Source organism: Enterococcus sp. AZ179 (assembly GCF_050498885.1).
GTDB classification, from domain to species: domain Bacteria; phylum Bacillota; class Bacilli; order Lactobacillales; family Enterococcaceae; genus Enterococcus_D; species Enterococcus_D entomosocium.
Window position 1 is genome coordinate 42,769 of sequence record NZ_JBMHEO010000001.1, and the last position, 12,340, is coordinate 55,108.

At 40.6% G+C, this 12,340-nt stretch carries 16 protein-coding genes and 1 other annotated feature; of the genes, 6 read left to right on the forward strand and 10 right to left on the reverse strand.

Translation table 11 applies throughout. The features are described from left to right. Nucleotides 1–184 precede the first annotated feature (184 nt). Both IGI88_RS00205 and IGI88_RS00210 read left to right on the forward strand, forming a co-directional pair. On the forward strand, nucleotides 185–1,204 hold the full coding sequence (locus IGI88_RS00205) for a branched-chain amino acid aminotransferase (RefSeq protein WP_008381617.1): 1,020 nt from the start codon (nucleotides 185–187) through the stop codon (nucleotides 1,202–1,204). A gap of 149 nt (nucleotides 1,205–1,353) precedes the next feature. After that, a complete protein-coding gene (locus IGI88_RS00210) occupies nucleotides 1,354–1,527 on the forward strand; it encodes a hypothetical protein (protein ID WP_005236653.1) in 174 nt (57 codons plus the stop codon). Between the two features lie 119 nt (nucleotides 1,528–1,646). Here the strand turns inward: IGI88_RS00210 and rplL are convergent, their stop codons facing one another. The 4 genes from rplL to rplK all read right to left on the reverse strand — a co-directional run bounded on the left by rplL (nucleotide 1,647) and on the right by rplK (nucleotide 4,047). Continuing rightward, nucleotides 1,647–2,018: a 50S ribosomal protein L7/L12 gene (gene rplL / locus IGI88_RS00215; protein ID WP_003127081.1), complete on the reverse strand. Its 372-nt coding sequence runs from the start codon at nucleotides 2,016–2,018 to the stop codon at nucleotides 1,647–1,649. Nucleotides 2,019–2,078: 60 nt separating this feature from the next. Further along, on the reverse strand, nucleotides 2,079–2,579 hold the full coding sequence (gene rplJ / locus IGI88_RS00220; protein WP_005236672.1) for a 50S ribosomal protein L10: 501 nt from the start codon (nucleotides 2,577–2,579) through the stop codon (nucleotides 2,079–2,081). A gap of 65 nt (nucleotides 2,580–2,644) precedes the next feature. Further along, nucleotides 2,645–2,771, reverse strand: a sequence feature (ribosomal protein L10 leader region). A 63-nt stretch (nucleotides 2,772–2,834) separates the two neighbouring features. Then, entirely contained in the window at nucleotides 2,835–3,524 is a 690-nt protein-coding gene (gene rplA, locus IGI88_RS00225; RefSeq protein ID WP_005229790.1) for a 50S ribosomal protein L1, read from the reverse strand. A gap of 100 nt (nucleotides 3,525–3,624) precedes the next feature. Further along, a complete protein-coding gene (rplK, locus tag IGI88_RS00230) occupies nucleotides 3,625–4,047 on the reverse strand; it encodes a 50S ribosomal protein L11 (protein ID WP_005229787.1) in 423 nt (140 codons plus the stop codon). Nucleotides 4,048–4,365: 318 nt separating this feature from the next. On the opposite strand from rplK, the gene sdaAB reads away from it, so the two are divergent. Both sdaAB and sdaAA read left to right on the forward strand, forming a co-directional pair. Then, nucleotides 4,366–5,031, forward strand: coding sequence for an L-serine ammonia-lyase, iron-sulfur-dependent subunit beta (gene sdaAB, locus IGI88_RS00235; protein WP_429960079.1), 666 nt, complete (start codon nucleotides 4,366–4,368; stop codon nucleotides 5,029–5,031). Between the two features lie 13 nt (nucleotides 5,032–5,044). After that, nucleotides 5,045–5,917, forward strand: coding sequence for an L-serine ammonia-lyase, iron-sulfur-dependent, subunit alpha (sdaAA, locus tag IGI88_RS00240; RefSeq protein ID WP_008381622.1), 873 nt, complete (start codon nucleotides 5,045–5,047; stop codon nucleotides 5,915–5,917). Between the two features lie 154 nt (nucleotides 5,918–6,071). Here the strand turns inward: sdaAA and IGI88_RS00245 are convergent, their stop codons facing one another. From IGI88_RS00245 to rpmG, 4 genes are all read right to left on the reverse strand, one after another. Beyond that, nucleotides 6,072–7,562: a DUF1576 domain-containing protein gene (locus IGI88_RS00245; protein ID WP_429960080.1), complete on the reverse strand. Its 1,491-nt coding sequence runs from the start codon at nucleotides 7,560–7,562 to the stop codon at nucleotides 6,072–6,074. A gap of 128 nt (nucleotides 7,563–7,690) precedes the next feature. Next, nucleotides 7,691–8,233 (reverse strand): transcription termination/antitermination protein NusG, encoded by a 543-nt coding sequence (gene nusG / locus IGI88_RS00250; protein WP_005229769.1) that lies wholly within the window; start codon nucleotides 8,231–8,233, stop codon nucleotides 7,691–7,693. Between the two features lie 119 nt (nucleotides 8,234–8,352). Next, a complete protein-coding gene (gene secE, locus IGI88_RS00255) occupies nucleotides 8,353–8,523 on the reverse strand; it encodes a preprotein translocase subunit SecE (protein ID WP_005229766.1) in 171 nt (56 codons plus the stop codon). Between the two features lie 12 nt (nucleotides 8,524–8,535). After that, nucleotides 8,536–8,688, reverse strand: coding sequence for a 50S ribosomal protein L33 (gene rpmG, locus IGI88_RS00260; RefSeq protein ID WP_005229764.1), 153 nt, complete (start codon nucleotides 8,686–8,688; stop codon nucleotides 8,536–8,538). Nucleotides 8,689–8,843: 155 nt separating this feature from the next. Between rpmG and cbpA the strand changes: the two genes are divergently transcribed. Continuing rightward, nucleotides 8,844–9,482 carry a cyclic di-AMP binding protein CbpA gene (gene cbpA, locus IGI88_RS00265; protein WP_008379786.1) on the forward strand — a complete coding sequence of 213 codons (639 nt, stop codon included), beginning with the start codon at nucleotides 8,844–8,846 and terminating at the stop codon, nucleotides 9,480–9,482. Nucleotides 9,483–9,565: 83 nt separating this feature from the next. Here the strand turns inward: cbpA and IGI88_RS00270 are convergent, their stop codons facing one another. Next, nucleotides 9,566–10,075, reverse strand: coding sequence for a QueT transporter family protein (locus IGI88_RS00270; RefSeq protein WP_008379785.1), 510 nt, complete (start codon nucleotides 10,073–10,075; stop codon nucleotides 9,566–9,568). 628 nt (nucleotides 10,076–10,703) lie between these two features. Further along, nucleotides 10,704–11,402 carry an Ig domain-containing protein gene (locus tag IGI88_RS00275; protein WP_005236686.1) on the reverse strand — a complete coding sequence of 233 codons (699 nt, stop codon included), beginning with the start codon at nucleotides 11,400–11,402 and terminating at the stop codon, nucleotides 10,704–10,706. Between the two features lie 367 nt (nucleotides 11,403–11,769). On the opposite strand from IGI88_RS00275, the gene IGI88_RS00280 reads away from it, so the two are divergent. Then, nucleotides 11,770–12,297, forward strand: a complete 528-nt coding sequence (locus IGI88_RS00280; protein WP_016621330.1) for an FUSC family protein — start codon at nucleotides 11,770–11,772, stop codon at nucleotides 12,295–12,297. Nucleotides 12,298–12,340 lie beyond the last annotated feature (43 nt).

Sequence of the window (12,340 nt, forward strand, 5' to 3'; positions counted from 1 at the left end):
ATACTCTCATTGAAGCACAGAACTTGTAGAAAAACAATCTGGGGAACTCGTACAAGCAAAGATCGGTTCCCCTTTCTTTACACGTCACTGTCACCAAATATTCTTACAGAATAATTTTCAGAAAATAATGACATTTCTTTTCTGAAGTGCTATACTTAGAAAAATTAAAAAAGGGTGTGAACGAATGACAATCGATTGGTCAAATTTAGGGTTTTCTTATATCAAAACGCCATGGCGTTTTTTGGCAACATGGAAAGACGGTTCTTGGAATGAAGGCGAACTTACCGAGGATAATTATCTGCATATCCACGAGGGATCAACCGCTCTTCATTATGGACAGCAATGTTTTGAAGGACTAAAAGCCTACCGAAGAAAAGATGGCGGCATCAATTTGTTCCGTCCAGACGAAAATAGCAAACGGATGAACCGCAGTGCCTATCGCCTGCGTATGCCAGAGGTTCCTGAGGCCTTTTTCTTAGATGCGGTAAAACAAGTAGTAAAAGCAAATCAGGAATATGTTCCGCCTTATGGCAGCGGCGCCACCTTGTATATTCGTCCTCTATTGATTGGCGTCGGAGAAAATATCGGTGTAAGCCCAGCACCAGAGTATATTTTTACGGTTTTTTGTATGCCGGTCGGACCTTACTTTAAGGGCGGATTGACACCAACCAATTTCATTGTTTCTGATTATGATCGCGCGGCACCAAATGGTACTGGCGCAGCCAAAGTTGGTGGAAATTATGCGGCGAGTTTGTTACCTGGATACGAAGCCCATCAACGGAAATTTTCCGATTGCATCTACCTTGATCCAGAAACGCATACCAAAATCGAAGAAGTCGGTTCTGCCAACTTTTTCGGGATCACGGCTGCTAATGAATTTGTGACACCAAAATCTCCTTCTATTTTACCAAGTATCACAAAATATTCATTGCTGCATCTAGCGCAACATTCATTAGGATTGACCCCTGTGGAAGGTGATGTTTATCTCAATGAGCTGGATCGTTTTGTCGAAGCGGGTGCCTGCGGAACAGCTGCTGTTATTTCCCCGATCGGCGGGATCCAAAACGGCGAGGATTTCCATGTGTTCTATAGCGAAACGGAAGTTGGTCCACAAACAAAAGCATTGTATCACCAATTGACCGGCATTCAATTCGGCGATATTTCGGCACCAACCGGTTGGATCTTTGATGTTCCATTGGATTAAGCGAACCGGGCTACATCCTCTTCAACCGAACGATCACTACGGACCGTTCGGTTTTTCTCTTTCTATCGATCAATTTATCATCACTGCATCAGAATTGATTGCCACAACTCTTTTGACTTGTTACAATCATAGCAAAGGGAGGCGTAATGATGGGCAAACGATTCGGCTATTCTTTGCTAGCAACAGCCTTGTATTTGGTGGTTTCCAATATTGGTAATCTCGTTTTTGGTATTAACCGCAGCTTTAGTTGGACCACAACGTTGTGGGAAGCATTTTTCTTTTTTATTTTCGTGTTCTTATTCCAACAATTTCGAAAAAAATAAGCAGCGATCCTCGCTCATAAAAAAACGAGGATCGCTGCTTATTACTTTTTAGGAATCTCAGCCTCTAACAAAAAAAGCGCCAAACCCCTTCATACGAAAAGATTTGACACTAAGAAAAATTATTTAACTGTTACTGAAGCGCCAACTTCTTCTAAAGCTGCTTTCAATGCTTCAGCTTCGTCTTTAGAGATGCCTTCTTTAACTGCTGAAGGAGCTCCGTCAACGACTGCTTTCGCTTCTTTCAAGCCTAAGCCAGTTGCTTCACGAACTGCTTTGATAACTTTAACTTTTTGATCGCCAGCTGCAGTCAATTCTACAGTGAATTCAGTTTGTTCTTCAGCAGCACCAGCATCGCCAGCTCCACCAGCTACAGCTACAGGAGCTGCAGCAGATACGCCAAATTCTTCTTCGATAGCTTTAATTAAATCGTTTAATTCTAAGATTGTCGCGCCTTTTAGCTCTTCGACAATGTTTTCAATGTTCAATGCCATTTTGTTTTCCTCCATTTAAGTAAGTAGTTTAGTTTTTAATACTGAAAAATTATGCGGCAATTATGCTGCATCTTCTTCTTTTTCTGCCACTGCTTTGACAGCGTAAGCCACGTTGCGGATAGGTGCTTGTAGCACAGATAGCAACATAGAAAGAAGTCCTTCGCGGTTTGGCAATTTCGCCAATGCAGTAATTTCTTCCAATGAAGAAACTTTGCCTTCGATGATACCGCCTTTGATTTCTAAAGCTTTTGCGTCTTTTGCGAAATCGTTAATGATTTTTGCAGGTGCAACAACGTCTTCGTTACTGAATGCTACGGCAGTAGGGCCAGTGAATACTTCACCTAAACCTTCTAGACCAGCTTTTTCAGCAGCACGAGAAAGAATTGAGTTTTTGATAACTTTCATCTCAACGTTTGCATCACGCAATTGTTTACGTAAGCGAGTTACTTCATCAACAGTTAGTCCACGGTAGTCAACAACGACTACAGATGCGGCTGCAGAGAATTTTGCACTCACTTCATCAACGATCGCGGATTTTTTAGCGATAGCTGCTTCACTCATTTATATTTCACCTCCTGATTTTGATGGAAGAGTTTCTTCGAAACAAACTGTTCCTTTGTCCTATAAAGGACAATAAAAAAACTCTATGCCACCGTAGACATAGAGGGACTATTGAAGATTCTCAATAAACGTCCTCGGTAGGAAATTAAGGCAAATGCCACCTACTGTCTTCGGTACAGTTAAACTTTTAACCTTGACTACCTTACCATAGATAAGGTAGTCAAGTCAATAAAAGTTTTGAATTTTTGTATTAAATTAGAAAGAAGCTTGTTCTACATGGATCCCAGGACCAAATGTTGTTGTAACTGAGATATTTTTCATGTATTGACCTTTTGCTGCTGAAGGCTTAGCTTTCAACAATGTTTCATGGATCGTTTTGAAGTTTTCAATCAATTTGTCATCTTCAAAAGAAACTTTTCCGATTGGTACGTGGATGTTCCCAGCTTTGTCAACACGGTAAGTAACTTTACCAGCTTTTACTTCGTTAACTGCTTTTGTTACGTCCATTGTTACTGTACCAGTTTTAGGGTTAGGCATCAAACCTTTAGGGCCTAATACACGACCTAATTTACCAACAGTAGCCATCATGTCAGGCGTTGCAACAACAACGTCAAAATCAAACCAGCCACCTTGGATTTTTTGAACCATATCGTCGTCACCAACGAAATCAGCACCAGCTGCTTCTGCTTCTTTGGCTTTATCGCCTTTAGCAAAAACTAAAACTGTTTGTGTTTTACCAGTACCGTTTGGTAATACAACCGCGCCACGGATTTGTTGATCCGCTTTTTTAGGGTCTACGTTTAATTTGTAAGCAACTTCAACCGTTGCGTCGAATTTTGCAATATTTGTTTCTTTTGCCAAAGCTACTGCTTCTTCAACTGAATAAGCTTTTGTAGCATCAACTTTTTTCAATGCTTCTTGCATTTTTTTGCTTTTTTTAGCCATTTTGTTTCCTCCTTGATGTGGTTATAACGGTAGAACCTCCCACGTGTCCCATATTTTTCAATATGAAGCCGACTGAGAAGCTACTTCCTTAGGGCTGTAATTATTCTACAGTGATCCCCATGCTTCGTGCAGTTCCTTCAACCATGCGCATTGCTGCTTCAACGTCAGCTGCGTTTAGGTCTTCCATTTTCAATTCAGCGATTTCTTTTACTTGATCGCGTGAAACTTTTGCAACTTTTGTTTTGTTTGGTTCGCCTGAACCTTTTTCAACGTTTGCTGCTTTTTTCAACAATACTGCTGCTGGTGGTGTTTTTGTAACGAAAGTAAATGAACGGTCTTCGTATACAGAGATCACTACTGGAATGATCAAACCTGCTTGATCAGCTGTACGAGCATTGAATTCTTTAGTGAATCCCATGATGTTGATACCCGCTTGACCTAGCGCAGGACCTACCGGCGGAGCTGGTGTTGCTTTACCTGCAGGAATTTGCAATTTAACGATTTTTTCTACTTTTTTTGCCACGAGACATACCTCCTTGAGTCCGTGATGTGGTTAATTGGAGATCCAAATTTCTCCTCCCACTTTGGTGATTCATGTGCACACACAAAAAACGTGTGACGAAAGCACACTGGAATATTATAGCATCTTTATGGAATAATTCAAGGTTTTTCAGCTGATTTTTTTGAAAAAATGCTCACCAGCGCTTTTCGTTAGTCCATCGCTAAAAAAAGAAATAAAAATCACTTGCTTTTGGTCTGCTTTTTTCATTCTCTCATTTTTTTATGCTACACTACTACTGGAATTCTTCCCTATTCGTTTACTACTATCGAGGTGAAAAAAATGGAACAATTAAAATACCGCAGTGTATTTGACATAATCGGACCCATCATGGTGGGTCCCAGCAGTTCTCATACCGCCGGTGCTGCCCGGATCGGAAAAATCGTTCGCAGTATTTTTGGCGAACAGCCAGACAGTGTAGATATCCTGTTGTATGAATCGTTTGCTAAAACCTATCGCGGTCATGGAACCGATATTGCGTTAGTTGGCGGTCTCTTAGGCATGGAGCCAGATGATGCTCGCCTAGCGGACTCTTTAAAAATCGCTTATGAGAAAGGGATCGAAGTCTTATTCGTCCCTAAAAAAGAAAAAGCGGAACATCCGAATATGGTCAAGATGATTTTGACAAAAGATAGCCACAAACTATCTGTCACTGGCATCTCGATCGGTGGTGGCAACATTCAAATCTCAGAGCTTAACGGCTTCAAAATTTCTCTGACACTGGGTACCCCTACTTATGTGATCGTCCATCAAGACGTTCCGGGAATGATTGCGAAAGTAACCAATTTACTATCAGAGGCTCAAATCAATATCGGTACGATGACCGTTACGAGAGAAGCTGTCGGTGATAAAGCAATCATGATCATCGAAGTCGATCAGCGCAATGATCAGCTGGCGCAACAAATCAAAGTTTTGCCGCACGTTTACAGCGCTGCGTATTTTGATTAAAGGAGATAAGCACATGTTCTATACAATAGAAGAGTTAGTAATAGAAAGTAAAAATTATCCTTCCGTTGCAGAGATGATGATTGCGATCGAAGCAGAAAATACTGGTCGTAGTCGCGAACAGATCCTTGCAATCATGGAAAAGAATTTAGTTGTTATGGAACAATCAGTCGCTGAAGGTGTCGCTGGTGTAAAATCGGTGACGGGATTGACCGGCGGCGATGCGACTCGCATGAACGACTACCTTGCTGCCGGTGATTTTTTAAGCGGAGAAACCATTCTACAAGCGGTCCAAAATGCCATTGCAGTCAACGAAGTCAATGCGAAAATGGGCTTGATCTGTGCAACACCGACTGCCGGTAGTGCGGGTGTTGTTTCTGGTGTATTAATGGCCGTACGTGAGCGTTTGGCACTGACTCGAGCGCAACAAGTCGACTTTTTGTTTACAGCCGGCGCCTTTGGTCTGGTGATTGCCAACAATGCCTCGATTTCCGGTGCCGAAGGCGGTTGTCAAGCAGAGATCGGTTCTGCTAGCGCAATGGCAGCGGCGGCTTTGGTTTGTGCAAAAGGTGGCACCCCCCACCAAGCGGCTCAAGCGGTGGCGATCACCCTCAAGAATATGATGGGCTTGATTTGTGACCCTGTCGCGGGCTTAGTCGAGGTCCCCTGCGTGAAGCGCAATGCCCTGGGATCTTCCCAGGCCTTTATCTCTGCCGACATGGCATTAGCAGGAATCGAAAGTGTCATCCCACCTGATGAAGTGGTCTTAGCGATGTATCAAGTAGGACGACAAATGCCTAGCATTTTCAAGGAAACGGCTGAAGGTGGTCTAGCCATGACGCCGACTGCCCAACGCCTACAGGCAGAAATCTTAGAAGCCAATCGTTGATGTTTTTTTAGAAATGAACACGAATAAAAACCAACCAAGAACAACCAATCGTTGCTTGTTCTTGGTTGGTTTTCATTTTCCCATTATTTCCAACGACGAAAAGGCAAGCACTCCCTACTTGTTAAACAAGTAACAAATGACATTGGCGGTTTTTCTACTCCCACTCGCCTACCCTATAGTGTTTCTTTTGGGCAACGGGTTTTAATACCTTCACAGGCTCGGAAAATTTAGGTTTTCCTTCTGTTTGATTCAATGGGACCAATGGCTGCTCGCTTTCTTGTGCTTTCAAGTCCATTTGTGGTTTTTCATCCTTGGTAGCTTGCGCCTGATCGGCTGATTTTTGCCAAAGCTGTTTGCTGAGATCCAATAAGGGAATGATCATCATGGCGACTAGCCCGCCAGAAAAACCATTGTTATACAGATTCAAACCTCCATGTAAGAAATCAATATTCAGTACCATTGAGGCGTGCACAAAACCGACCACCAAGCCGCCTTTCCAGCCATAGGCATTTGTTACTGCACAGAGCATCATCGCAAAAATCGCTGACGTGACTGTAACCGTCTCGTTGATGGTGTATACGCTCAATAGATTGGCAATCGTCACCCCTGCCAATAAAGGCAGCGAGTTAAAGACATGAGAGCCACAAGCAGAAAAGCCGATGACGCAAAAGATCGCACCGATAACTGGTCCATTTAAAACCGCACCAATACTGACGACATATGCCACAAGCAAAAACGTCATCAATCCCATGTTGATCATCGTATTATAAACGCCGGTATCACGTAAGATATCTCGTTCGATTTTGCCACTATGAGACCAAATCGCTCGCATATTCAATCGTTTTTTCTTGATTGCCATCAGCGACCCATAGCCTACGAACACACTTCCTAAAACCAGCATCATGAGAATCAAACGCGGCTGCTGTTCTTGCGACACCAATGTTCTTAGCTCAATCGTTAGGCCAAACATCCGACAGATAGCGGCGACTAATGTACACAACATTCCTGAAGTGAATCCAGCACTGTATAAACTGACGCTTTGAAAAAGTCCTTGAAAATATAAGGCCATGGGAACCATCAAAAAACCGGTAAAAATTCCAATACCGTACCCCATCACCAAGCTAAAATAAGGCGGTAGTGAGTCATTGAATGCAAAATAGCTGACGATTGGAGAAACCGACGATCCATACAAGGCGATCAACAGAAATTTTTTCAATGGTTCATTCATAAAATACGAATACAGACGGACGCCTAAAAATATCGGGATAAAATTTAGTAGATTTTTCCCAAAAAAACCATACCCAGTCACCATAAAGATAGCAGACACCGCGCCTCCTGTGATCGGCACCCGATAATGATAGCAAATCGAGATCGCTACAAACGTCATCAAACTGCTGTTTAATAAAGCCGACCCTACAGAAGTCATAGCAATATAATCTGTCACAAGATGACTTTCCGAAAATAAAATCAACTTGAGCTCTTCGACTGCCACCCTTGGATCGAAAAACAACATGGCAAAGAAAAACAGCAGCAAATTAAAAAGAAACAACAAGCTATACCCATTATGTACAGAGATCATCCCTTTAGTATGGGGATGAAAATCATTGTGAAACTTTACTCTAAAAAAAGCAAATAATTTTGACATAAGACCCCTTCCTCTTATAAAGCGCTTACTCATTTTGAGAAAAAAAGTGGGCCAACGAATTGGTCCACTTTATTCTCATTACTGTTATTTTACCGTAAATGAGCCGTTCATGCTAGTCTATCCAGCAGTTAAATTTTATCTACTTGCTCAAAATCAAGTTCTGTACTGGTTTCACGACCGAACATATCGATGTTCACTTTTAGTTTTTGTTTTTCTTCATCGATTTCTGCTACTTGTCCTTCTAGACCAGAAAACGCACCTTCGATGATTTTGACGGTTTCGCCAATTTCGACTTCCAGTTCAACTGTCCGAGTACTCATACCGATCGAACGTAAAATTGAATTGATTTCTTCTTGTAATAAAGGCGCTGGCTTGCTTCCTGCACCATGAGAGCCAACGAAACCTGTTACCCCAGGAGTATTACGTACAACGTACCAAGATTCATCCGTCATGACCATTTCAACTAATACATAGCCAGGAAATGTTTTATGAACGATTTCTTTGGTTTTGCCGTTTTTTTCTTCTGTTTCTACTTCTTCGGGAACGACGACACGGAAAATATAATCACCCATCCCCATGCTTTGTGCACGTGACTCTAGGTTCGCTTTTACTTTGTTTTCATAGCCAGAATACGTATGCAGTACATACCAATTTTTTTCAAAAGATTCCATTTTTTTCGGACTCCCCATCTTTTTTGTAAAATAAAAAAACCTCAGCTGCACCGAAGTTTTTCCTCAAAGCGATTATAGCACGATTTGTGATAAATGACTAGCGCTATCAGTAAGAAGTGTTACTTTAGGATCCAATTGAAGACCGTTTGAATCAGTGTGTCCATCACAAAGAACATCAATGCAAAAATAATGGTTGTTTGAATCACCACAAATGTATCTTTGCGTAATTGTTTTTTTGATGGCCAAGAAACGTTTTTCATTTCTTCAACAACATTTTTCAAAAATTTCATTCGATTCCCTCCTTACTTCGTTTCACGATGCAACGTATATTGATTGCAATACTTGCAAAATTTGTTGATTTCAAGGCGTTCGCCTTTTTTACCTTCACTGACTGATTTTGAATAGTTGCGGGATCCGCAGACAGAACAAGCCAAAGCAGCTTTTTTCGTTGCCATCTTAGTGTCCTCCCCCTTTTTATAAAGTTTTCCAACACTAAAAATACCATTTATTTAAGATTGTGTCAATTTTTGATTTTCTGTCGTATAAATATAGTTTCTGCTGATTTTGTGGTATGATAATGGTGTTAAATGGGTATTTGGGAGGGAAAATTATGTTATTAAAAACAATGGTTTACAAAAAACGCGATTTAACAACGGTAAAGGAAACAGCTACCTTAGAAGAAGCGCTGGCAATTTTAGAAGAGTCTGGTTATCGTTGTGTGCCTATCCTAGATGAATCAGGAAAGATTTTTAGAGGAAATATTTATAAAATGCACATCTATCGCCATAAAGCAAATGGCGGTGACATGACTTTACCCGTCACCTATCTGCTAAAAAATGCGACGAAGTTCATTTATGTCAACTCTTCATTTTTTAAGGTTTTCTTTACAATCAAAGAATTGCCTTATATTGCGGTACTAGATGAAAACAATCAATTTTACGGCATCTTGACTCATAGTTCCTTATTGAATATGTTGTCACAATCATGGAGCGTCGAACAAGGAAGCTATGTGTTGACGATCGCATCAACAGGTCAACAAGGCGACTTAGCGGTTATCTCAAAAATAATCGCAAAATACAGCAGTATCGCTAGCTGTATCACTCTCGACATCGGTAAAGACGAATTTATTCGTCGTACGATGATCACTTTACCAGCAAACACATCAAAAGAATTATGCGACAAGATCGTTGCGCAACTAGAAGCGAAAAACTTCAAAGTTGTGGAGATCGAAGACTTAAAAGCAGAATAAAATAAAAGATCATTCCTTCATTTCTTAGGAATGATCTTTTTTCTTGTTTTTTGAGAACCATCAAAGCAAAAAACAAGCTTTTTTTACACGCGCTTATCGAAGCGAACGGCACGATTGATGATATACATCACCGGTGCCGTAATCGTCATTACAATAAATTCACTCAATGCCGTTGTTGCAAATGTTGGCCAGAAAGGCAATGCTAAGGTGATATTTAGCATAATCGCAATCAGGAACATACTTAATGAAAAAACAATGGTATTAAATGCCAGTCTTACGAAAACATTTGGAATCTTCTTATATACCAATGCAGTTGCTCCTAAAGCCAAGAAGCTTCCGAAACCGCCGAATACGACATCCAAGATCCCCATTCCAAAGAACATGTTATACACTACAACCCCGCCAACGACACCCCACATCAATTTTCTGTTGAAAACGACCAAGTGATTCAATCCTTCAGATATCCTAAATTGAATCGCTCCTGAGGCAACGGGTGAGACTAGAACCGTTACAGCAACATAAAGTGCCATAATGATCCCATTGGCTGCGACGACACGCAAACGTTGATTGGTTAGATTTGTTGATTTTTCCATTTGATCCCTACTTTCTCCGAGTTTTGATTACGCGGGATGGTTGATGAACCGCGGTGCGCTTCGCACAAGTACTTATTATACACATTAATAGCCATATATCAATGTTAAACCGGCCATTTAATCATCAAATCATCTAGAATTCACCTGACAAAACTTTATGCAGATGGAATTGCTTCCTCTATTCCTTCATCCGTTGATTTAAAGAAACACTTCGCAGCTTTCATTTTCTAGCCCTATTCGACTATCAATGAATCATCCATCGTCAGATTTCCTAATGGCTTGTGATTCAATCTTTACCCTTGAAAGAGATGGGAAAAATATTATTTTTACGCCTACCGAAGAAATGAACGATGAAGATGGTGGCTTTGTGTTGAAACCTCGCTAAATCAAGGCGCATCTCGTGATGAAAGGTTAAGTGCTGAATTACTTTAAGATTCGTCGGATCTACGCACAGAAATCATCTTGAATACGTAAAACATCCCTTTTCGCTAACGGAAAGGGATGTTTAGAATGAATCAGACGATTCAGTTACTTTTTGATCAAAAATAGCTTTCTTCTCGTTGCCTCGTTACCTTTTTGGTAAAGCAATTTCTCATAGATGTTTACTCAGCGAATGCCTGCCACACCTCTATTTAGCTGGTCGAAAGCCCGCTTTGTAGGCTTCCACCTCTGTCTTGAACATCCGAATTGGACTGGTCGTTTTATTATAATATTGACTCCCCGGTATATGATAAATCTTTTGTTTGGAGCCTTTGATCAGCCCTTTGCCCCGTTTGTCTACATATTTTTTCAGTCCATCTCTAAATGCATCATTCGTCGTTCCAGGTGCTTTCCCACCTTTTTTCACCAGTTTGACCTGGATTGCTTCCAGTTGAAAACCAAAGCCAGACGTTCCTGAAGACTGTCCGTTTTTCGCCCACCCCATCCAGCCAAATTGTTGTGCATTGACTCGATAATAGACATCGTAATACTTAGCGATCTCACCGGTGAGTTTGATTTGGATCGCCTCCAACCGTTGTCCTTTTCCACTTGTACCAGACAGAGTCCCATTTTTTCTAAACGATTTTTCCCAGCCTTGTTTCTGAATGGAGGTTTTATATTCAATATTCCCTTTGTATTTTTCGTTAGTAATTTTTATCTTGATTGCTTCAAGTCGCTTGGCTTTCCCTGTGGTCCCTGACGTCTGACCGTTTGTTTTCCATGATTGCCACCCTTGAGACTGGATATTTGTTTGATAGCTCACACTTGGTGAAGATGCAGCAAAAACTGTCATCGGAAAAACAACAAAGCCAAGTAAAAGAACAAATAGTATGGACACTTTTTTCATTTTAAACCCTCCTTATTTTGATTATCTCAATATAATATCTAAAAAACAAACTTTTTATGAACAATAAATATTTTTTTATCAAAACACTTATTTAAACGTTGAACAGACTGAGAAATAAAAAAAGGAGTCTTAAGCGATGGCAACGAAAGTCAATTCATTTAGGGTTGGGGTCACTTATTGTATTCCTTTCAACACTCAAAGTTGAAAATTGCATGGTATCAAGCTAGCTTCTCGACGACTGATAAAATTTGCCTGTCAACGTACGATGAAAGAATCGTTGTTCATTTTTCTGAAAATCTAAGCAATTGACCGTCTGCAATGTGGTATAATCGACTTCGTTGAAATTTATTTTGAGAGGATGGCATGATTGAACTTATTTGGATTGACCTTTGGCTTAAGAAATGTAAAAACTGGAATCAGTGTATTCCTCTGTATTTTGGTTAGTGTTCTTTTGAATCGTGAAACCTACGTCGTATCAACGATCACAGCTGTTTTCACATTAAGAGAAGATCATGAGAATACCGTCAAATACGGGAAACATCGGATTGCCGGTAACAGCTTCGGCGCAATCGCTTCTGTATTTTGTATTGCGATATTTAACTTTTTCGGACATTCGTCCTTTATTCAAATGATTGCAATCCCTTTAGTGATCATGTTAATGATCGCTTTATTGGTCAAATTTGATTACTCCGAGGGAACAGTTGGTGCTTGTGCCACACTATTGACGATTTTATTTATGATTCCTCAAACTGAATCTTACTTGTATGCTTTTAATCGGATTGTTGATAGTTTTATCGGCATGACGATTGCAATATTGGTGAACCGCTTTTTTCCATTTCCGAATAAAAGTACCGCAGGGACGAAGACGACAACAAATGAGAGTGATTCATTTTAAAAATGAAAAAGAAAAAAACCATCTCAAAACAGCTTTGAGATGG